The organism is Paludibacterium sp. (assembly GCF_019232825.1).
Classification (GTDB): Bacteria; Pseudomonadota; Gammaproteobacteria; order Burkholderiales; family Chromobacteriaceae; genus Paludibacterium.
In genome coordinates this window covers 1-20,226 of the sequence record NZ_JAFAND010000030.1, presented here as the reverse complement: position 1 = coordinate 20,226, position 20,226 = coordinate 1, and the positions used below count along the sequence as shown (strand labels likewise).

22 protein-coding genes and 1 tRNA gene are annotated in these 20,226 nt (G+C 62.8%); 15 read left to right on the top strand and 8 right to left on the bottom strand.

Features of this window, described 5'->3' with window-relative positions; translation table 11 throughout:
* The 4 genes from JOZ06_RS02890 to JOZ06_RS02875 form a co-directional block, all read left to right on the top strand.
* The coding region (locus JOZ06_RS02890) for a DUF2235 domain-containing protein (protein ID WP_293228434.1) at positions 1-1,544 on the top strand (1,544 nt) is incomplete at its 5' end.
* A 224-nt stretch (positions 1,545-1,768) separates the two neighbouring features.
* On the top strand, positions 1,769-3,136 hold the full coding sequence (gene fliD, locus JOZ06_RS02885) for a flagellar filament capping protein FliD (protein ID WP_293228433.1): 1,368 nt from the start codon (positions 1,769-1,771) through the stop codon (positions 3,134-3,136).
* Positions 3,137-3,320: 184 nt separating this feature from the next.
* The gene (locus tag JOZ06_RS02880; protein WP_293228432.1) at positions 3,321-4,019 is read left to right on the top strand and encodes a glycine zipper 2TM domain-containing protein; all 699 of its coding nucleotides are present in this window, start codon (positions 3,321-3,323) and stop codon (positions 4,017-4,019) included.
* Between the two features lie 121 nt (positions 4,020-4,140).
* Positions 4,141-4,216, top strand: a tRNA-Ala gene (locus JOZ06_RS02875).
* Between the two features lie 96 nt (positions 4,217-4,312).
* Here the strand turns inward: JOZ06_RS02875 and ribA are convergent.
* Entirely contained in the window at positions 4,313-4,918 is a 606-nt protein-coding gene (gene ribA, locus JOZ06_RS02870; protein WP_293228430.1) for a GTP cyclohydrolase II, read from the bottom strand.
* Between the two features lie 83 nt (positions 4,919-5,001).
* Entirely contained in the window at positions 5,002-5,709 is a 708-nt protein-coding gene (locus JOZ06_RS02865) for a GAF domain-containing protein (RefSeq protein ID WP_293228429.1), read from the bottom strand.
* 91 nt (positions 5,710-5,800) lie between these two features.
* On the opposite strand from JOZ06_RS02865, the gene JOZ06_RS02860 reads away from it, so the two are divergent.
* Complete coding sequence (locus JOZ06_RS02860; RefSeq protein ID WP_293228427.1) at positions 5,801-6,886, top strand: hypothetical protein; 1,086 nt, start codon at positions 5,801-5,803, stop codon at positions 6,884-6,886.
* On the opposite strand, the gene hslO is transcribed toward JOZ06_RS02860, so the two are convergent.
* Both hslO and JOZ06_RS02850 read right to left on the bottom strand, forming a co-directional pair.
* Entirely contained in the window at positions 6,880-7,761 is an 882-nt protein-coding gene (hslO, locus tag JOZ06_RS02855) for an Hsp33 family molecular chaperone HslO (protein WP_293228425.1), read from the bottom strand. The genes JOZ06_RS02860 and hslO overlap by 7 nt on opposite strands.
* Positions 7,748-8,344: an MFS transporter gene (locus tag JOZ06_RS02850; RefSeq protein ID WP_293228424.1), complete on the bottom strand. Its 597-nt coding sequence runs from the start codon at positions 8,342-8,344 to the stop codon at positions 7,748-7,750. The genes hslO and JOZ06_RS02850 overlap by 14 nt, the downstream gene beginning before the upstream one ends.
* A gap of 169 nt (positions 8,345-8,513) precedes the next feature.
* On the opposite strand from JOZ06_RS02850, the gene JOZ06_RS02845 reads away from it, so the two are divergent.
* A complete protein-coding gene (locus tag JOZ06_RS02845) occupies positions 8,514-9,296 on the top strand; it encodes a class II glutamine amidotransferase (RefSeq protein WP_293228422.1) in 783 nt (260 codons plus the stop codon).
* A 112-nt stretch (positions 9,297-9,408) separates the two neighbouring features.
* On the opposite strand, the gene JOZ06_RS02840 is transcribed toward JOZ06_RS02845, so the two are convergent.
* Positions 9,409-9,783, bottom strand: coding sequence for an oxidoreductase (locus JOZ06_RS02840; RefSeq protein ID WP_293228420.1), 375 nt, complete (start codon positions 9,781-9,783; stop codon positions 9,409-9,411).
* A 97-nt stretch (positions 9,784-9,880) separates the two neighbouring features.
* Positions 9,881-10,816: a substrate-binding domain-containing protein gene (locus JOZ06_RS02835; RefSeq protein ID WP_293228418.1), complete on the bottom strand. Its 936-nt coding sequence runs from the start codon at positions 10,814-10,816 to the stop codon at positions 9,881-9,883.
* Positions 10,817-11,123: 307 nt separating this feature from the next.
* Here JOZ06_RS02835 and JOZ06_RS02830 point away from each other — a divergent pair, with 307 nt between their 5' ends.
* Genes JOZ06_RS02830 through rbsD form a run of 6 tightly spaced genes read left to right on the top strand, consistent with a single transcriptional unit; the run spans position 11,124 to position 17,001 of the window.
* Entirely contained in the window at positions 11,124-12,065 is a 942-nt protein-coding gene (locus JOZ06_RS02830; RefSeq protein WP_293228416.1) for a sugar ABC transporter substrate-binding protein, read from the top strand.
* 58 nt (positions 12,066-12,123) lie between these two features.
* Positions 12,124-13,653 carry a sugar ABC transporter ATP-binding protein gene (locus JOZ06_RS02825; protein ID WP_293228414.1) on the top strand — a complete coding sequence of 510 codons (1,530 nt, stop codon included), beginning with the start codon at positions 12,124-12,126 and terminating at the stop codon, positions 13,651-13,653.
* A gap of 2 nt (positions 13,654-13,655) precedes the next feature.
* Positions 13,656-14,633 (top strand): ABC transporter permease, encoded by a 978-nt coding sequence (locus tag JOZ06_RS02820; protein WP_293228413.1) that lies wholly within the window; start codon positions 13,656-13,658, stop codon positions 14,631-14,633.
* Between the two features lie 6 nt (positions 14,634-14,639).
* Entirely contained in the window at positions 14,640-15,650 is a 1,011-nt protein-coding gene (locus JOZ06_RS02815; RefSeq protein WP_293228411.1) for a substrate-binding domain-containing protein, read from the top strand.
* Position 15,651: 1 nt separating this feature from the next.
* Positions 15,652-16,569: a ribokinase gene (gene rbsK / locus JOZ06_RS02810; RefSeq protein WP_293228410.1), complete on the top strand. Its 918-nt coding sequence runs from the start codon at positions 15,652-15,654 to the stop codon at positions 16,567-16,569.
* Positions 16,570-16,605: 36 nt separating this feature from the next.
* On the top strand, positions 16,606-17,001 hold the full coding sequence (gene rbsD, locus JOZ06_RS02805) for a D-ribose pyranase (protein ID WP_293228408.1): 396 nt from the start codon (positions 16,606-16,608) through the stop codon (positions 16,999-17,001).
* A 108-nt stretch (positions 17,002-17,109) separates the two neighbouring features.
* Here rbsD and JOZ06_RS02800 read toward each other — a convergent pair whose 3' ends face one another.
* The gene (locus JOZ06_RS02800; protein WP_293228406.1) at positions 17,110-17,361 is read right to left on the bottom strand and encodes a hypothetical protein; all 252 of its coding nucleotides are present in this window, start codon (positions 17,359-17,361) and stop codon (positions 17,110-17,112) included.
* A 446-nt stretch (positions 17,362-17,807) separates the two neighbouring features.
* Between JOZ06_RS02800 and coaBC the strand changes: the two genes are divergently transcribed.
* The 3 genes from coaBC to JOZ06_RS02785 are packed head-to-tail and all read left to right on the top strand — an operon-like array spanning position 17,808 to position 19,950.
* The gene (gene coaBC / locus JOZ06_RS02795; RefSeq protein ID WP_293228404.1) at positions 17,808-18,998 is read left to right on the top strand and encodes a bifunctional phosphopantothenoylcysteine decarboxylase/phosphopantothenate--cysteine ligase CoaBC; all 1,191 of its coding nucleotides are present in this window, start codon (positions 17,808-17,810) and stop codon (positions 18,996-18,998) included.
* Between the two features lie 12 nt (positions 18,999-19,010).
* Positions 19,011-19,463 carry a dUTP diphosphatase gene (gene dut, locus JOZ06_RS02790; protein ID WP_293228403.1) on the top strand — a complete coding sequence of 151 codons (453 nt, stop codon included), beginning with the start codon at positions 19,011-19,013 and terminating at the stop codon, positions 19,461-19,463.
* A gap of 1 nt (position 19,464) precedes the next feature.
* Positions 19,465-19,950, top strand: coding sequence for a prolyl-tRNA synthetase associated domain-containing protein (locus tag JOZ06_RS02785; protein ID WP_293228401.1), 486 nt, complete (start codon positions 19,465-19,467; stop codon positions 19,948-19,950).
* Positions 19,951-20,019: 69 nt separating this feature from the next.
* On the opposite strand, the gene JOZ06_RS02780 is transcribed toward JOZ06_RS02785, so the two are convergent.
* On the bottom strand, positions 20,020-20,226 hold a 207-nt coding region (locus JOZ06_RS02780), incomplete at its 5' end, for a hypothetical protein (RefSeq protein WP_293228400.1).

Sequence of the window (20,226 nt, the reverse complement as noted above, 5' to 3'; positions counted from 1 at the left end):
CGCTCGACAAGGCCATCGCCCTCGATTGGCCGATGTTGACCAAACCCAGTTGGCAACGCGGTCCGTCGCCGCTACGGCGGGACGATCCCTTGTCAGCGGCCTGCGATACGTTGCGCGGCTTGTTGCGGCGCCTGCATGACCGCATCGGTCCTTTCATGAAAAAAGATGGGGTCAAGCCGGCCAATGCCAGCCAGACCATCGTCGATCATATCTACGTCTCCTGCTTCGGTTTCTCGCGCGGCGCCGCCGAAGCGCGGGTGTTCGCCAACTGGCTGTTACTGCTGTGTCAGCTCGACGCCGAATTGTGCCGCGAGAAGGGCTTCGCCAACCTGGCCAGCCATACGCTGGGCGGCTTTCCGGTCACGTTCGAGTTTCTCGGCCTATTCGACACCGTGGCGTCGATCGGCCTGGCCTCGTCCACGGTGCTGTTCGATGGCCACGGCGCCTGGGCCGACGCCGAACAGGGGCTGCGCATCGCGCCCGCGATCCAACAGTGCGTGCACATGGTCGCGGCGCATGAGATCCGCCGCTCGTTTCCGCTCGACAGCACCCAGATCGGCGGCGCCAGCAGCGCCGAGGAGGTGCTGTATCCCGGCGCGCACTCGGACGTCGGCGGCGGCTACCTGCCATGCGAGCAAGGACGCGGACAAGATCCGTTGGGAGCTGACATGCTATCGCGCATCCCGCTGGCCGATATGTACCGCAAAGCGCGGCTGGCTGGCGTACCGCTCAAGCCGGAATTGATGAAAAAGGAATTGCAAGACCGTTATCTCATCGCCCCGGCGCTGATTGCCGATTTCAACGCCTACCTGGCGCTCTTCCCCTCCCCGCCGTCGGACTTCAAGGCACTGCTGAAGACCCAATACTGGCCCTATCTGGCCTGGCGGCTCGGCATCCTCGACCGGCAAGGCCCGGAGGCCATGGCGGCGCTATGGCCCGAGGCCAAGGAGACCGAGCTCAAGGCGTTGAGCGCAGCCCATCGACGCTTCAAGGAACACGTCCAGATTTACTACAAGTGGTATTCGTTTCGCGACGACGGCGCCACGCCGCGGTATTCCTGGGAAAGTCGCCGCAACGCCCCGCGCTATGCCATCCCGACGTTCGACCCGTCCTACACGCGTCATTGGCGTGAATTGCTGCCACTGATGGAACCCGTGGCGAAACAACAGAATGCAGCAGCCATCGTCACGAGCGAATACTACCTGCCGCGAGCCAATACGTTTTTCCAAAAGTACGTGCACGACGCGTTTGCCGGCTTCCGCCCATTCGGCGACGACGTCAGCGACGCCCGCAAAAAACTGGAGCAACTGTCCCGCGCGGCTGCCGGTGGCCTGAGAATGACCGACGCAGAAAAAGCCTGGGCCAAAGAATATCGAGAGCACGGCACGCTGCCGAACTTCGATCCCGACGGTTTCGAGCCGATGTGGCTCGGCGGCGGCTATCTACGCTACCGCAAGGTGTACGCCGGCGCCGACGATGTGCTGTTGACCCGGCGCGAGCCCGTCGAACGCTCACCCAGAGAAGACGACGCCATGGCCGGATGATCGTCATCCGGCCGTTTTTCATGCCGCCGACACGTCCCTGTCACCCTTTCTTGGCATACCGTCACAGTCCGTCACATTATATACATTCCTTAACAGACTTAACGCCCGGCAGTACGGCGATCCCCCTAACATCCGGGTGAAACAGTCTCAAGCCATGGCGCGATCTGGCCGATAAAGAGAAAAATCGCGGGCGCGCCCGCCGTCAGATTTGAGGAGTATCTTTTATGACCACCCCCTCCATCACCTCCTCCACCGGTCCGTTGGATGTGCAGGGCCTGGTGTCGCAACTGATGACTGTGGCGGATCAGCCGCTGAACGCGCTGAACTCGCAGTTGCAGACCGACAATAGCCAAATTTCCGATTACGGCACGATCAGTTCCGACCTGACCGGGCTGCAGAGCACGTTGACCACGCTGTCCTCCGGCACGTTCATCAACACGCTCAAAGCCACCAGCAGCAACACCAGCATCATGTCGGCCACCGCCAGCAATACCGCCAATGCCGGTGCCTACAACATCACGGTCAACAACCTGGCCACCGCGCAGAACCTGGCCTATACCGGCCAAGCCAGCGAAACCGCCAGCCTCGGCAATACCGCCGACACGTTGAACTTCACTTTCGGCAGCGGCTCCACCTCCTCGGTCAGCATCCCGGCCAACGCCTCGCTGGACCAGATTGCCGCGTCCATCAACAACGCCGGCATCGGCGTGTCGGCCAGCGTCGTCACCGCCGACTCGAGCTCGACCCCTTATCGCCTGGTGTTGACCGGCAATACCGTCGGCGGGGGCAACAGCTTCAGCACCGCGACGGCTTCCGGCCAGTCGTCGCTGTCGTTCCTCGGCTTCAATGCCAGCAGCGCGGTCAACGGCAGCGGCCAGATCACCGACTCCCGCTTGACCGCGCAAGCACAGAACGCGAGCCTGACGGTCAACGGCCTGACCATGACCAGTAGCAGCAACACGGTGACCACCGGCATTCTGGGTGTCAGCATGAACCTGACCCAGGCTGGCACGACCGTGCTGAACGTGTCGCGCGACAACACCGCCATCCAAACCCAGGTGCAGAGTTTCGTCACCGCCTACAACAAGCTGCAAAGCGACGCCACCAGTTTGTATAACGGCGACCTACAGGGCGACTTCAACATCGTTCAGCTGCAAAACACCATGGATAGCATTTTGCAAACGCCGATCTCCGGCGCCAACGGCACCACGCAGGTCGCCTATTTGGCGCAAGTCGGCGTCAGCATCCAGAAGGACGGCACGCTGTCGCTGGACACCACGGCGCTGAACAACGCGATCTCCAACAACGCGTCGGCGGTGGCCAACGTCTTCGGCAATAGCAACAACGACGGTTTCGCCCAGCGCTTCAACACAGAAATCAACAGCCTACTGGGACCGCAAGGCCTGATCACCACCAAGACGAACACGCTCAACAAGTCGGTATCGGACCTGAAGAACCAGATCAGCCAAGAGCAAAACCAGCTCACCACCATTCAGTCGAACTACACGTCGCTATACACCAACCTGAACTCGTCGCTGGCGAAGATGGAGCAGACGAGTTCGTCACTGTCCAATATGATCGCCAGTGCTTAAGCGTCCGGCAGATCCATCCTGAACATCCCCGCCGCTGGCGGGGATGTTCATTGGCGGGCGACGCCCGTCGTGTACACATTGTCACGCTTGCTTACTTCTCATTACATCTATCATGAAACCGAACGCCGCCGTCATGGTCAGATGGAAGAGAACGCCTATGAACAGGCTTTAAGGGAGATAAATCATGAAACAATCGGTATTGATTGCGAGCCTGCTCGGCGGCGGCATCGTATTGGGCGCGGCCGGCGTGGCCGGTTATCAGGCGTTGACGCACAAGGCGATGCCGCCGCAGACCGCGGCATCGCAACCGGCGGCGGTCGTCGTGACGCAGGCGGCCTCTGTGCCGCAAACCGCCCCCGCCCCCGCGCCGCAACCCGTGGCCGCCGCGGTACCGCCGCCAGTGGCCGCAACGCCCCCCGCCCCGCCGGCGCCGCAACACGCCAATTACGCCAAGGTGCTCGGCGCCAAGCCGATCTATGACACCGTGCAAACCACCAAGACCGAGTGTCACCAGGAACAAGTGGTGCGCCAAGCGCCGGTGCAGGATCAACATCGCGTTACCGGCACCTTGCTTGGCGGCGTGGTCGGCGGCCTGCTGGGCAATCAGGTAGGCGGCGGCAACGGCAAGACGGTGGCGACCGTGGTCGGCGCGGTGGCGGGCGGTTACGCCGGCAACCAAGTGCAAGACAAGATGCAACGCTCGGACACCTATGCCGATACGGAAAACCGTTGCATGGAGGTGCCGACCACGGCCAAGAAGGTCGTCGGCTATCAGGTACGCTACTCGTTGGATGGCAAGACCGGCACGGTGCGCATGGACCACAAGCCCGGCAAGCGTCTCCCGGCGCGTGACGGCCAGTTGCTGATCACGCCGGCACAGTAAGAACCGCGCCGGCGGCCCCCGCCGCCGGCGTATTTTCCGACAAAAAGCTTGACGCAATTTTGTCGCATCGGTATAGTTCGCTTCTCGGACGGCAACAGCAACACGCCGCCGAACCTCGTGTGGGGGTATAGCTCAGCTGGGAGAGCGCTTGCATGGCATGCAAGAGGTCAGCGGTTCGATCCCGCTTATCTCCACCAACCATTCAAAAAGGCCGATTCGATGAATCGGCCTTTTTACATTCCATGCCTCACAAACAGGCAAAAAAAATCGCCTCGCGGCGATTCTTTGCGACATCAGGGCAGCAGGTGCCCCATCTTGTCGGCCTTGGTCTTCATATAACGGTCGTTGTGCGGATTCTGTCCCACCAACAGCGGCACCCGCTCCACCACCTCGACCCCCAACGCGGCCAGCGTTTCGATCTTTTGCGGATTATTGGTCATCACCCGCACGCGACGGATTCCCACCGCCGACAACATATCGCGCACCAGGCCAAAATCGCGCATATCCGCCGGAAAGCCCAGCTGCTCGTTGGCTTCGACGGTATCGGCGCCTTGATCCTGCAGCTTGTAGGCGCGAATCTTATTGATCAACCCGATGCCGCGCCCTTCCTGGCGCAAATACAGCAAGGCGCCGCGCCCGGCCTCGGCGATGGCTGCCAGAGCCGCTTCCAGCTGAAAACCGCAATCGCACTTCAACGAAAACAGCGCATCGCCGGTCAGGCATTCGGAATGCAGGCGAATCAACACCGGCTCATCGTCGTTGAACGAGCCCATTGTCAGCATGACATGTTCTTTGTTGCCGTCGCCGGCAAAACCATGCAGGGTAAACACCCCCCACTGGGTCGGCAACTGACAGGACGCCACCAACTGTACGACGGCGCTCCCGACTTCTTGTGACATGAAAACTCCCACTTATCTCTTGTGGCGCACAGCGTACGCGCAAGCTCCCGGCAAGAAACAGTCCGCGGCCGGGAATGGATTATTTACTCCGGCTCAACAAACGGCAACGCCGCCAAGGGTTCGGCCAGCACAACGGCCAACGCGGCCAGCCACGCCTGGCGCTCCGGCGTAAAAAAGCCGCGCTGACTCGACTCGGCGTCGATAATGCCGAGCACGCGCCCCTCCGCGTCCAGCACCGGCAGGCACACCTCGCTCGTCACCGTCGGATCGCATTGGTAATAGCCGCCGCCAAGCGCGCACCACTCGGCCACGTCATCGATGATCACACCCCAGCCGCTCAGGCCCACGCGGCTGTTGTTGCTGACTTCGGCAAAGTCGGCGGTCAGGGGAAATTCCGCCCGGCTCGGCCGGCCGTGATAGGACAGCTTCACCAGCCGCGAAGCCTCGCCCTCGCCACGCACGACATAAATGCCCAGCCAGTCGGCGCCGACCTGACGATTGGTCGAGTCGATCAGCGCCGCCAGATCGATCAACGCGCCGCGCGCCTCGTCGGTCTCGCCGCCAAACCAGGCGCTCAAGTCATACGGCGCATCGTCCAGCTCGTCGAAGAGCGAGCACGCGCCGTTTTCGCCCAGGCGCGGCACAGGAAAACGGAACACGTCGCGCGCCGTCTCGGGTTTTTGCGCCGCCAGCACGGCGGCCAGCGTCAACGCCGCCACCTGTACGCTATCAAGTTCCAATTCGAGCGACTGCTCCCTGAGATAAGCCTTCAGGGTCTGGGCAGCAATCATGTAAAGACTCCTTTTGCCACCGACGCATTTTCAGGCCGGTGGATTTCTTTATACACTGGTTAACTACTCAGATATTGGGTCTGAACTAAAAATGACAATACAGAATGACGAAGAAGTTGTGACGATACGCGCCGGAGCACAAGCCTTGGCGCATCTACGTCGCGAGGGGCTCTGCGCCGAACAGGTGGCCGTGATCCCCGGCGCAGCGGGCGGCCCCAAAGCGATCGGACTCGTTGGGCTGGATCAGGCCGTCTTTCCCTGGTTGGAAGCCGCGCCGCGGCAGCGCGAATTCATCGGCGCCTCGATCGGTGCCTGGCGCCTGGCGTGTGCGCTGCAGACGGATGCGCCGGCCCGCCTCGCCCGCTTGGCCGAGCACTACACCGACACCACCTACCCCAGCGCCAAGGTCAGCGACATCACGCGCCAAACGCGCGACATGCTCGATACGCTACTGAGCGACGACGATCTGCACCGTGCGTTGAACCATCCGCATCACCGCCTGAGCCTGCTGGTGGTGGCATCGCGCGGCGCGCTCAACCAAGACCGGCGTGGACCGTTGCTGGCGGGCTTGGCGCTGGCCGCGGCCAGCAACCTATTGGCGCGGTCGCTCTTGCGCTATAGCTTTACCCGCGTCGTCTGCCACGACGCGAACAGCAGCCTCTGCTATTTGCCTGACGACGACCTGCCCACCCGCCTGACCGTGTTGAACGACGCCAATGTGCGCGACCTGCTGATGGCCACCGCCGCCATCCCCGGCGTGATCGAGGGCATCCGCAGCGACACATTGCCCGGCACGCTACTGCGTGACGGCGGGCTGGCCGATTACCACCTCGACCTCCCTTTCGCCGCCGCCCCCGGACTCGCCCTGTTCCCGCACTTCACCGATCGCATCGTGCCCGGCTGGTTCGACAAGTTCCTGCCCTGGCGCCATGCCGACGCGGCGAGGCAGGCCAACACCATCGTGATCGCGCCCTCGCGGCGCTACCTGGCCAGTCTGCCTCAGGGCAAGCTGCCGGATCGGGGGGATTTCAAACGTTTTGCCGGGCAGGATGCCGAGCGCCAGCGCCTATGGCGCCGCGCCGCGGCGGAGAGCCAGCGCCTGGGCGATGCGTTCCTGGCGCTGTGCGACAGCGGCCGTATCGCCCAGGTGGCGCGGCCGCTGTTCGACGATCAGTGACGCGCCTCGCGCGCGGCGTCCAACACGTGCATTTGGAAGATTTCATCGACTTCGTCTTCATCGAAGACATAGCGCTGATTGCAGAAATCGCAGCCGATTTCCACACTTCCCTGCTCCTGCAGAATCGACGCCGCCTCCAGCGCGCCCACCATCTTCAACATGTCGGCGACGCGCTCACGGCTGCAGGTGCAGGCGAAAGCCAGGTGCTCTTCGTCGAAAACGCGCACGGTTTCCTCGTGATAGAGGCGATGCAGGATATCGAGCGGCGCCAAGGTCAGCAGCTCTTCGGCCTTGAGCGTATCGGCCAGCGAACGCGCGCGCGGCCAGCCGTCGGGGTCGCCGTGGCCATCCGGCAGGCGCTGCAGCAGCAAGCCGCCGGCGCGGCTTTCGTCGGCGGCCAGAATCAGCCGGGTATCCAATTGCTCGGAACGCAGCATATAGTTTTCCAGCATGGCGCCGACGGTGTCGCCCTCCAGCGCCACGATACCCTGCCACGTCTGCGACTTGTCGACCTTGGGCTCCAACGTCAGCACAAAGCGGCCGCCGCTGCCCAACAGCGCCGGTAGCGGCGCGTTTTGCGGCACGGCGCCATCCCACTTGGCCGTGGCGCGCAGCGTGCGCTCGTGCGTGTACTCGACCACGGCCAAGCGCAGAACACCGGTACCGTGCATCTGCAACACCAGCGTGCCGTCGAATTTAAGGTTGGCGCCCAACAACGCGGCCGCCGCCATCATCTCGCCCAACAGTTGGCGCACCGGCGCCGGATAGGTGTGGCGCGACAACACGTGCCGCCAAGTATCCTCCAGCGACACCAAGGCGCCGCGCACCGGCGCCTCGTCGAATAGGAAGCGTTGCAAGCTATCAGTCTGGCTCATGCGTTTTTTGATCCTTGATACTGTCCAGCGTGTAAACCGTCATCGGCATGGACGAATTGACATCGAATTCGCAACCGGCGCGCACCCCCATTTCGGCAATGGCCCGGGCGTCGAGATCCTGGTCATAGGCGACCTGCATCGCGCCCATGGCGAACTTGCGGCCGGAGCCGATGGCCCAGAAGCGGGCGAACTCGTACACCTCGCGCATCGGATAGACCCCGAAGATGCCGTGCCGGTTGGCCACCAGCACCATCATCTGACTGGACTCGTAGGGGTCTTCCTCATCTTCTTCCGGGCGCAGGAAAAATTGATCCTTGAGCTTCGGATGCAGCTTGCGGAAGGTGTCGAACAAGCCGGCGCGGCTAGTGAAATCTTTCTTCTTCAGGCTATCGAGCGCCGACTGCAATACCAAGTCGTGCGCCGCCGAGCCGGAAATCGCGAAGAAGCTGCCGTCGCGCTGGAAAATCTTGTTGTGATAGCAATCATAGGCCGCCAGCAGCTTATGGTCATCGCCGAACGTCGTCTGGCTGTCGGCGGCGATGGCGATCTGATCGTGTTTTTTTACCACCACGATGGTTGTCATGGTTGGAATCCGTCATAGGCAAAGAAAGAAAGTGGGGGTGATTCAAACGATTCTCAAGCAGAGGTAGGCTTATGCTTAGTGCTAAACGATACATATTGCATCTGGAATGTACATGGCATTCCATGAAAGAATGAATCATTGTCGCGCGTTTTAACACAGGACCATCGCCATGTGCCAGCTGCTGGGCATGAATTGCAATACCCCCACCGACATCGTGTTCTCGTTCGAAGGGTTCCACCGCCGCGGCGGCCTGACCGACCATCATGCCGACGGCTGGGGCATCGCCTTCTTCGAAGGATGCGGCTGCCGGCTGTTCATCGACGACCGCTCCTCGGTGGATTCGCCGCTGGCGCGGCTCGTGCGCGATTACCCGCTCAAGTCGACCAATATCATCGCCCATATCCGCAAAGCGACCCAGGGCGAGGTCAAGCTGGCCAATGCCCACCCGTTCATGCGCGAACTTTGGGGACGGTACTGGATCTTCGCCCACAACGGCGACTTGAAGGACTACCAGCCCGCGCCCGGCCAATACTACCGCCCGGTCGGCTGCACCGACTCGGAACGCGCCTTTTGCGCCATACTGGAGGCGCTGCGCCAACGCTGGGATGCGCCGCCCAGCGAGGCGGAATTGTTCGATGCGCTGGCGGCGCTGGCCGCCGACATCGCCGCTCACGGGGTATTCAACTTCATGCTGTCCAACGGCGCTTTTTTGGCGGCGCACTGCTCGACCAATCTGCACTACATTTTGCGTCAGTCGCCGTTCAACAAGGCGCACCTGGTCGACGACGACGTGACCGTGGACTTCGCTCAGGTCACCACCCCCAACGACCGGGTGGCGGTCATCGCCACGCAGCCGCTGACCGACAATGAAACCTGGACACCGCTCTCGCCGGGGGAGTTCGTGCTGTTCAAGGACGGCGAGCCGGCAAGGCGCCAAGGCAAACAACCGTAGCGCGCGTTCGCCAAGCGACGCACGGGACCGGGCCTGGCGTAAAAAAACCGGGAAGCCTGGCTTCCCGGTATCCTCATTACTGACGGCCGGCAGAATACCCGCCGCTTGATGCTTAATACGCTTGCTCGCCGTGAATCGGCGCCACCATTTGCCCCATGCACAGCGACAGCATCAACAACGCCACGCGCTCGTGCACGATGACCGTGTGCTTATTGCCGGAAAACTGCATGAAGCGGCGCAGATCCTCGCGCACCTTGGGCGACCCGGTCATGTCGATGATGATGTCGACCCGCGGCCCCAATTCGGCAATATCCAATCCGTTATGCGTGACCAGCACGCCATGCGACTTGGCCAGCTGCATGCCGGCGGTCTCGGTATTCAGGTCGGCCACGCCGACCACCTCGACGAACGGCGCATCCAACAACTGCTTCAACAGCGGCGTACCGGTCTCGCCCGCACCGATAATCCCAATCTTAAACGACCCCATGGGCACAATCCCCTTCAGTGTTTTTTTAAAAATCACCGAAACACTGTAACAAGAAGGTAATTTGCCAGGGTTTGCGCCAAATCAAGTCATCATCATATCAAATCTTCACCAATTCCAATGGAATCGGCACATAGCTTTCCACCGGCGCGCGATCCAGGATTTGCCGGGCGATATGCACGCCCTGACGGCCGATCAAGTCCGGCCGCTGCGCGATGGTGGCCGCCATCGCCCCGCCGCGCACCGCGGCGAGCGCCGCGGCCGTGGCGTCGAACCCCACCACCAGCGTCCGTGTCTGGCCAGCGGCGCGCAGCGCTTCTACCGCGCCGAGCGCCATCTCGTCGTTCAAGGCGAACACCGCGTCGATCTTACCCTCCACGGCAATAATCTTGGCCATGCGCGCCGCCGCCTTGGCGCGATCGAAATCGGCCTCGTCGCGAGCGACGAGGCGCAGCCCCTTGGCCTCGCGCAGCACTAGGGAAAATCCCTGGTCGCGCTCGATCGACGAGGAAGCGCCCGGCACGCCCAAAAGCTCGACCACGCGCCCCTTGCCGCCCAGGCGGTTCTTGATGTATTCGCCGGCCATGCGACCGCCAGCCATATTATCCGAGGCGATATGCGCCACCACATTGCCGGCGCTGACCGCGCGGTCGAGCGTAACGACCGGGATGCCGGCGCGGTTGGCAGCCACCACGCTGTTTGCGATCTGTTGCGAGTCGGTCGGATTGACCAGCAGCACGCGCACCTTGTGCGCAATCAGCGTCTTGATTTCCGCCTGTTGCGTGGCCGTGTCGTCACCCGCATCGACCACGACCAATTGTAGGCCGCTTTCACGCGCACCATCCTCGGCGCCTTGCCGCAGCGCCTTGAAGAACGGGTTGCTGGCATTGGACAACGCGAGCCCGATCACGGGCACCGGCGCATTGCTGGCGGCGGCGCGAGCGGGCGTTGCGCCGCGCTCGCCATCGGAGCAAGCGGCAAGGCCCAACGCCACGGCCCAACACCCCATCAGCATCCCCACACGCCATCGCATCATGTCGGTTCCCAGCGCGATTCGCGCGGATATTCATGGAAAAATAATTCATCAATACTAATTGTATTTGCGGCACTTTACTTAATTTCGATGACAAATCATCCACTTTTGTTCATTGCCGACAGCGGCGGACACCCCTATTTTCATGACATACACAACACGATTGTCATTAGATTCATATAAAGAGAAATAATGGGTAATAAAAATTTGACAGATCGCGGGTAGCGTCAAAAAATACCGCAAACGATTGCGCAATCGTTTTCGCAACGCAACATAGCGCACTTCAACCTCGTTAACGGAGATAAAAACGATGAAACCCGGTCGTCTCTTCAAGTCCCTGACCCTGACGCTGGTCATGGCGGCTATTCCGATGCAATTCGCCGCCGCCGCGGAGCAACCCAAGGTAGCACTGGTGATGAAGTCGCTGGCCAATGAATTCTTCCGCACGATGGAAGATGGCGCCAAGGCCCATCAGAAACAGCACGCCAGCCAATACACGCTGGTCGCCAACGGCATCAAGGATGAAACCGATACCGCCAACCAAATCCGCATCGTAGAGCAGATGATCGTCGAGCACGCCAATGCGATCGTGCTCGCCCCGGCCGATTCCAAGGCGCTGGTGCCGGTGGTCAAGAAAGCCGTCGACGCCGGCATCCTGGTGGTCAACATCGATAACCGCCTCGACCCCGCCACGCTGAAGAGCAAAGGCTTGAACGTGCCGTTCGTCGGCCCGGACAACCGCAAGGGCGCCCGCCTGGTCGGCGATTACCTGGCCAAGCAGCTGAAGGCCGGTGACAAGGTCGGCATTCTGGAAGGCGTTTCCACCACCACCAACGCGCAACAGCGTACCGCCGGCTTCCAAGATGCGATGAAAGCCAAGGGCGCGACCGTGGTCGGCGTGCAATCCGGCGACTGGGAAATCGACAAGGGCAACACGGTGGCTTCCGCCATGCTGCGTGAACATCCGGACATGAAGGCACTGTTGTGCGGCAATGACAACATGGCGCTGGGCGCCGTCGCCGCCATCAAGACCGCGGGCATGGCCGGCAAGGTCAAGGTCGTCGGCTACGACAACATCGCCGCCATCAAGCCGATGCTGGCTGACGGTCGCGTGCTCGGCACCGTCGACCAATACGCAGCCAAGCAAGCCGTATTCGGCATTGAGCTCGCGCTGAAGGCTCTGAAGAACAAGACGCCGCAAAGCGCGCTGCCGGCCGTCTATGAAACCCCGATCACGCTGGTGACGCGTTAAGCGTTCAATGCGCTACCGCCGGCCGCCAACGCGGCCGGCGGTCACATGGAGACGCGCTATGCCCGACCACGCTCCGATCCTGCGTTTGCGCGGCATCGGCAAGACCTACGCCACGCCCGTGCTGGCCGACATCGACCTGGCGCTCGTTCCCGGCGAGACCTTGGCGCTCACCGGCGAAAACGGCGCGGGCAAAAGTACCCTATCCAAAATCGTCGCCGGACTGATCCCGCCTACCCAGGGCGAGATGCAGCTCCTGGACCAACCTTACCGCCCAGCCTCGCGCAGCGAAGCCGAAGCGCTCGGCATCCGCATGGTCATGCAGGAGCTGAGTCTCGTGCCGACCTTGACCGTGGCGGAAAATCTGTTTCTCGGCCACCTGCCCCAGCGTGGCGGCTTCATCCGCCGCCAGACGCTGTTTGACGAGGCGGCTGCGCACATGAAGGCGATCGGCCTCGACCGCATCGACCCGCGCCAATTGGTCGGCGAGCTCGGCATCGGCCACCAGCAGATGGTGGAGATCGCGCGCGCGCTGCTCGGCCCGTGCCGGCTTTTGATTCTAGATGAACCGACCGCCATGCTGACCAAGCATGAAATCGAGCATCTGTTCCGTCAGATCGAACGGCTGAAAGCCGAGGGCGTCAGCATTGTGTACATCTCCCACCGGCTGGACGAGGTCGAACAGATTGCCGACCGTGTCACGGTGTTGCGCGATGGCCGCCATGTCGCCACCCGGCCGATGACCGAATTGACGCAAGAAGAAATCGTGCGGCTGATGGTCGGCCACGACGTGGCCGAAAGCGCGGTGCGCCCGCCCCTGCCACCCAGCACCCCGGCATTGCGCATCGAGGGCCTCGGCCGCGGCACACGCGTGCGCGACGTCAGCCTCGATCTGCACCCAGGCGAAATCTACGGCATCGCCGGCTTGGTCGGCTCCGGCCGCACCGAGCTGTTGCGCTTGCTGTTTGGCGCCGATCAAAAGGACCACGGCAACATTTTCCTGCGCGGCAGCACGGAAGCGGCGCGCATCACTTCGCCGATGAGCGCGGTGCGCCAGGGCATCGGCCTGATCCCGGAAGACCGCAAATCGCAGGGGCTATTGCTGGACAAGTCGATCACGCTCAACACCACCCTCGCCCGTCTGACCCGTTTCGCCCGCAGAGGCTGGCTCAATCTGGCAGGCGAGCGCACGGCGGCGGACAACTACGTGCAACTGCTCGGCATACGCTGCAACTCGGCCGAACAGAGCACACAAGAACTGTCCGGCGGCAACCAGCAGAAAGTGGTGTTGGCGCGCTGGATGTTGCGCGACTGCGATATTTTGCTGCTGGACGAACCGACGCGCGGCGTAGATATCGGCGCCCGCGCCGATATCTACGCGCAGATGCGTCAGATGGCTGATGCCGGCAAGGCACTGTTGGTGGTCTCCAGCGACCTGCGCGAATTGATGGAAATCTGCGACCGCATCGGTGTGATGAGCGCCGGGCGCTGGGCCGGCAGCTTCGCGCGCGGGCAATGGGATCAACAGACCCTGCTCGAGGCGGCCTTTAGCGGTTACAGCAACCGTCCTCAGGAAGTGAAACAAGGATAATCATGACGACTCTCACCCCTTCCCGACGCTGGTATTCCGGCGTTGTCGGCACCTATCTGGGCCTCGCGGCGGCGCTATTGGCCATGGTGCTGTTCTTCGGCGCGAAGAGCGAATACTTCCTCACGGCCAATACCTTCATCACCATCGCCAACGATATTCCGGCGCTGACGGTCATGGCGGTCGGCATGACCTATGTGCTGATCATCGCCGGCATCGACCTGTCGGTCGGCTCCGTGATGGCGCTGTCGAGCGCCTTGTGCTCGCTGGCCATGCTCAGTTGGGGCTGGGGCCTGGCGCCGGCTCTGCTGCTGGGCCTGCTATGCGGCGCGGTATGCGGCGCGTTCACCGGCTTTGTTTCGGTGCAATGGCAGCTGCCGTCCTTCATCGTCTCGCTCGGCATGCTGGAAATCGCCCGCGGCGCCGCCTACGTGGTCACGGACTCGCGCACGCAATACATCGGCAGCGACGTCGATTGGCTGAGTTCCAACCTGATCGGCGGCATTTCGCCCGCGTTCGTGATCGCGCTTCTGGTCATCGTTGTCGGCCAACTGGTGCTCACGCGCAGCGTGTTCGGCCGCTACATGATCGGCATCGGCACCAACGAGGAAGCCATGCGGCTCGCCGGGGTCGACCCGCGCCCGATCAAAATCGCGGTATTCACCCTCATCGGGCTGTTGTCCAGTGTCGCAGGCCTGATGCAGACTTCCCGTCTGGAAGCGGCCGACCCCAATACCGGCATCGGCATCGAGCTGCAAGTGATCGCCGCGGTGGTGATCGGCGGCACGAGCCTGATGGGCGGGCGCGGCTCGGTCATCAGCACGTTCTTCGGCGTGCTGATCATCGCGGTATTGGAGGCCGGCATGGCGCAAATCGGCGCCTCGGACCCCACCAAGCGCATCATCACCGGCCTGGTGATCATCGCCGCCGTCATGTTGGACAAATATCGTGACCGTCGCAAACAGGCTCGACAAGCGGGATAACCCACTATGGCAACGATGAAGCAGGTGGCCCTTCGCGCCGGCGTCTCGGTGAGCAGCGTCTCGCACGTGCTCAATCAAACGCGTCACGTCAGCCCCGAGGTGCGCGCGCGCATCGAGACGGCGATGCGCGAACTGGCCTATGTGCCCAGCGCCGTGGCGCGCAGCCTGCGTCACAATGTCACGCGCACGCTGGGGATCATGCTGCCCAACAACAGCAACCCCTACTTCGCCGAGTTGATCCGCAGCATCGAAGACCGCTGCTACAGCGCCGGCTACAACGTGGTGCTGTGCAATTCCGACGACGACCCGGTCAAGCAAAGCGTGTACTTGCGCGTACTGATGGAGAAAAGGGTCGACGGGCTGATCGTGATGTCCTCCGGCGACAGCCCCGATTTGCCCGGCCTCCTCGCCCGGCTCAAGGCGCCGCTGGTGCTGGTCGACCGGCAGTGGCAATCGCTCGACTGCGATACCGTTACCACCGATCACCGCATGGGCGCCTACCTGGCGACCCGGCATCTGATCGAACTGGGCCACCGCCGCATCGTCTGCATCTCCGGACCCGAGCATTTGGCGCCAAGCCGGTTGCGCATCACCGGCTGGCGCGAAGCGTTGACCGAAGCCGGGCTCGCCGACGACACGCTGATCCTGGGTGATTTCACCAGCCAAGGCGGCTATGAAGTCACGCAGCGGCTATTGGGCGCCGCCGACCGGCCGCAAGCGATTTTCGCCTGCAACGACCTCATGGCCATCGGCGCGCTCTGCGCCATTCACCAGGCGGGCCTGTCGGTGCCGCGCGACATCTCGGTGGTCGGCTTCGACGATATCGAACTGGCCGCATTCACCTGCCCGCCGCTCACGACCGTCGCACAACCCAAGCAGCGCATCGGCGAGGTCGCAACCGAACTGTTGCTCGAGCGGCTGCGCCACGATCGCACCGAACCGTGCAAGATCGCCCTGCAACCAGAACTCCGCGTGCGCGGCTCCTCCGCGCCGCCCAGCACCACATCGGGAGCATGAAATGTCCTCCACTCGCCATTCCTCGCCGCGCGTCGCCGTCGTCGGCAGCCTGAACATGGACCTGGTGCTGCGCGCGCCGCGTTTCCCCGGCCCCGGGGAAACATTGTTGAGTCACGATTTCGCGCAACACCCCGGCGGCAAGGGCGCGAACCAGGCGGTCGCCTGCGCCCGGCTCGGCGCGCCGGTCAGCATGATCGGCAAACTCGGCAACGATAGCTTCGCCGCGCCGCTGTTGGCCACGCTGGACGACGCCGGCGTCGACCGCCGCCATATCACCACCGATGCCGGCGCGAGCGGCATCGCCATGATCGTGGTGGAAGACAGCGGCCAAAACCGCATCATGGTGGCGCCGGGCGCCAACGGCGCGCTGACGCCGGCCGATGTGCGCGGCGCCGAGGAGGCGATCCGCTCTGCGTCGCTGCTGCTGTGCCAATTGGAAGTGCCGATCGACTGCGTGCGCACCGCATTCGCCATCGCGCGCGCGGCCGGCGTGCCGATTTTGTTCAACCCCGCGCCGGCCATGCCGCTGGACGCGGAGCTCCTGGCTGTCGAGTATCTGGTGGTCAATGAAACCGAGGCGGCGCTGATTTCCGGTTTGCCGGTCGAAACGCGCGCGGACGCCATGGCGGCGGCGCGGCGGCTGCTCATCGGCGGCGCCGGCACCGTGCTGCTGACGTTGGGCGCCGACGGCGCGCTGATCGCCGATCAAGCCGGCCAGCGCCACTACCCGGCAAAACCGACCCGGGTCGTGGATACCACCGCCGCCGGCGACACCTTCATCGGCGGGGTGACCGCCGGGCTCTTGGAGGGCATGACCATCGACGACGCCGTCGATCTCGGCATGCGTGCCGCCGCGTTGTGCGTGGCGCGGCCCGGCGCCCAACCCTCGATCCCTTACCGTCGCGAACTGGCCAGCTGATCACCCTGAAATTTGCAAAATGGAGACGAATCGATCATGAAGAAAAGCACGCTGTTGAACAGCGCACTATCCGAAGTCATCGCCCGGATGGGGCATGGCGACATGCTCGTCATCGGCGACGCCGGCTTGCCGATACCCGACGGTCCGCAACGCATCGATTTGGCGGTTTGCCGCGGCACGCCGGGCATGCTGGCGGTGCTCGACGCGGTACTGAGTGAAATGCAGGTGGAGTCGGTGATGGTGGCCAGCGAGCTCGGCGACGGCAATCCGGCGCTATTGGCCACGCTGCGCCAAAAAACCGGTCCGGCTACGCTCGAAGCGGTCAGCCATGACGCGTTCAAAGAAGTTACGGCCAAGGCCGTGGCCATGGTGCGCACAGGGGAATGCACGCCTTACGCCAACATCATCCTGCGCGCCGGCGTCGTGTTCTGAGAAAACGGCCCCAATAAGGCCGTGCGTTGCATGGCGAACGCACGCTACCCCATCTCTCGTAGCGTACATTCGCCACAGGCAATGCACGGCGCAAGGCCATGTTGGTTCTTAGTGCAGGCTTTGACGCGACAGGAAGCGCAGGTAACCCAGCCCTTCCAGCCAGAAACCGCCGTCGGCGAGCGGCGTCGCCTCTTCCAGCTCCGCGACGGTTAACACGAGCTCCTGGCCATCGACACGGGCTGACAGCGCCACGTCATCGTCATCGCAATATTCCTCGGAGACGCAGAGATGCTCCGGCTTGATGAATTGGTTGTTGACTTGGATATATTCCGACTCATTGAGCAAGCGCAGGATGTTCATGACAACCTCCTTGTGATGCGTGAAAGAATCGAACTCGACAGTTAACAACCTTGGACTTCGGCGGATACGCACCGTCTTCACACGCATCCCCCCGCCTGCACGCCCTTTCTTGGTGATCGCCTCGTACGGCGGCATGCCGCCTGCCGAAGCGTTATTGTCCGATGATCCGATACCCCTTATATCGACAACTTTCCATCATCGCTAAAGGGTTGGGCCCGTTGATCCGGAGGCGAAGGCGCCAAGGCGCCATTTCTGCCTTGGAGCAATTCTTATACCGTTAATACATGATTGCCCACACGGAAGAAAATAACCACAAAAAAATACCATCTCGGCGCTAAGCGGCGCCAAACAACCCTCTGCGCCCCGCCGCCCACGTCAGGCACCGGGCAGGATACGACAAAATCCGTTAAACTTTCTGAATGAATTCCGCCAGAGACACCACGCAAATGTCCTCGAAACGCATCCTCCTCGGCATCACCGGCGGTATCGCCGCCTACAAGGCGGCCGAGCTGACCCGGCTGTTGATCAAGGCCGGACACCACGTCGAAGTCGTCATGACCGAGGGCGCGACGCATTTCGTCGCGCCGCAAACGTTCCAGGCGCTGTCCGGCAACCCGGTGCACACGACGCAGGGCGACGACCGCCCAGCCAACGGCATGGCGCACATCGACCTTTCCCGCCGCGCCGACGTCTTTCTGATCGTGCCGGCCACCGCCCATACGCTGGCCAAGCTCGCCCATGGCCTATGCGACGACTTGCTCACCAACCTGGCGGCGGCGCGCACCTGTCCGTTGATCGTGGCGCCGGCCATGAACCGGCAGATGTGGCTCAATCCGCCCAATCAACGCAACATTGCCACGCTCGTCGCCGACGGTGTCACGGTTTTCGGCCCGGACAGCGGCTCGCAAGCCTGCGGCGAAGTCGGCGAAGGCCGCATGATGGAACCCGAAGACATCGCCGAACTGCTCGACGGCTTTTTTCGCCCCAAAACCCTGACCGGGCGCCGGGTGCTGCTGACCGCCGGACCGACGTTCGAGGCCATCGATCCGGTGCGCGGCATCACCAACATCAGCTCCGGCAAGATGGGCTATGCACTGGCGCGCGCCTGCCGCGACGCCGGCGCCGAGGTGACGCTGGTCTCCGGCCCGACCGCTCTGACGGCGCCGGTCGGCGTCACCCGTATCGACGTACAAAGCGCGCACGACATGCAGCAAGCGGTGCTGACCGAAGTCGGCGCGAGCGACGTGTTCATTGCGGTTGCGGCGGTGGCCGACTACCGCGTCGCCAACCGCACCGAGCACAAGCATAAAAAGAGCCAAGGCCCGCTGACGATCCTGCTGGAAGAAAACCCGGATATCCTGCGCGCCGTCGCCAGCCTGCCGGCGGCGCCGTTCTGTGTCGGATTCGCCGCCGAGAGCCGCGACTTGCTCGAACACGCGGAACACAAACGCCGCGACAAGAAACTGCCCATGCTGGTGGCCAACCTGGCACAAACCGCGATGGGCGCGGCGGACAACGAAGTGGTGATCCTTGACGACCAGGGCGCGCATCCGCTGCCCCGCATGCCCAAACAGGCGGTGGCCGAGGCCATCGTCGACCACCTGGCCACGAAGCTGGCCAACCGACCATCGAATTAGCGCGAGGACCGCATGAAACCTGTTATCGACGTCAAAATTCTCGATCCGCGCCTGCAGGACAACCTGCCGGCGTATGCCACGCCGGGTTCCGCCGGCCTGGATCTGCGCGCCGCGATCGACCAGGATATTCTGATTCACCCTGGCGAAACGCATCTGGTGCCGACCGGCATGGCGATTCACATCGGCGATCCCGGGTTTGCCGCCATGATCCTGCCCCGCTCCGGGCTCGGTCACAAACACGGCATCGTGCTCGGCAACCTGGTCGGCCTGATCGACTCCGACTATCAGGGACAACTGTTCGTTTCGGTATGGAACCGCGGCGGCGAGGCCTTCCGCCTGGCGCCCCTGGAACGCATCGCCCAATTGATCATCGTGCCGGTCGCGCAGGTCGATTTCAACATCGTCGACGATTTCGCCGCCTCCGAGCGGGGCGAGGGCGGTTTCGGCAGCACGGGACGGGCCTGATATGCAAGAAGCGGGTCTGTACGCCCTGCTCGCCGAGCTGGGCATCCACTATGAAAAAGTCGAGCACCCGCCCTTCGGCGCGGTGTCCGACTACCACCGCGAAGGCATCACCTTCCCTGGTCAGTGCGTCAAAAATCTGTTTTTGAAGAACCGCAAGGGCAACCGTTTCTACCTGCTGGTGCTCGATGAGCTGAAAACCGCCGACCTCGCCGCGCTGGCTTCACAGGTTGACGAGGCCAGGCTGTCGTTCGCGTCCGAAGAGCGTTTGCAGGAGTTCATGCAGCTCTCGGCAGGCTCCGTCACGCCTTTCGGTTTGGCCAACGACGCAGAGGGCCGCATTCAAGTCTTGCTCGACAACGACATCGACCCGGCGCAGCTGATCGGTTTCCACCCGATGGTCAACGACTCGACGCTGTGCATCACCGTGCCCGACTTCTTGCGCTTTCTCGCGCATACCGGACACGAGCCCGCCTGGGTCGCGGTCTGACGGTCGGCGGCTCGGCGGCCACCCAAAAAAAACGCGCCAGCAGGCGCGTTTTTTTTGCGGACAACCCCCTCAAGCCAGCATGTGATTGCTCAGCTCGCGCATGCCGGCCGACAACATCGCCAGATCCAGCGTCTCGAAAGCCTGCAGTTCAGCGAACATCTGCTGGCAAATATCGACGTGCTGCGCGCGCTTGGCCAGCCACTGTTCGGCAAACGACTGGCTGCCGCCGGCATCGGTCAGCGCGAGCCCCGTCAGCGAGCGCTGCATGCGATACAG